Origin of the sequence: Microbacterium karelineae, assembly GCF_009745985.1 — a bacterium.
Lineage (GTDB): Bacteria > Actinomycetota > Actinomycetes > Actinomycetales > Microbacteriaceae > Microbacterium > Microbacterium karelineae.
The window spans coordinates 1-442 of record NZ_WFIX01000056.1; the positions used below are offsets into that span (position 1 = coordinate 1).

Sequence of the window (442 nt, forward strand, 5' to 3'; positions counted from 1 at the left end):
AATACGGATGTAAAGAATCTGCTGTAGATGCAGTAAGAAGAGCTACAGACGTAATGCTTGCTGGAAAAAGAGTGGTAGTTTGCGGATACGGAGACGTAGGTAAAGGTACTGCTGCTTCATTCAGAGGAGCCGGTTCTATCGTTACTGTTACTGAAATTGACCCGATCTGTGCACTTCAGGCTGCTATGGACGGTTACGAAGTAAAAAGATTAGACACTGTGGTAGACAATGCTGATATCATCATCACTACAACAGGTAACTTCAATATCGTAAGAGGAGAACATTTCCTTAAAATGAAAGATAAAGCGATCGTTTGTAACATCGGTCACTTCGATAATGAAATCGATATGGCATGGTTGAACAAAAACTACGGTCAGACTAAATCTGAAGTGAAGCCTCAGGTAGATATCTACACTATTGAAGGAAAAGAGGTAATCATCCT

Annotated in this window: 1 protein-coding gene; it reads left to right on the forward strand. The window is 40.5% G+C overall.

Annotated elements, in window-relative coordinates; genetic code table 11:
- A partial coding sequence (locus GB932_RS21900) for an NAD(P)-dependent oxidoreductase (protein WP_497755937.1) occupies positions 1-442 on the forward strand: 442 nt, incomplete at both ends.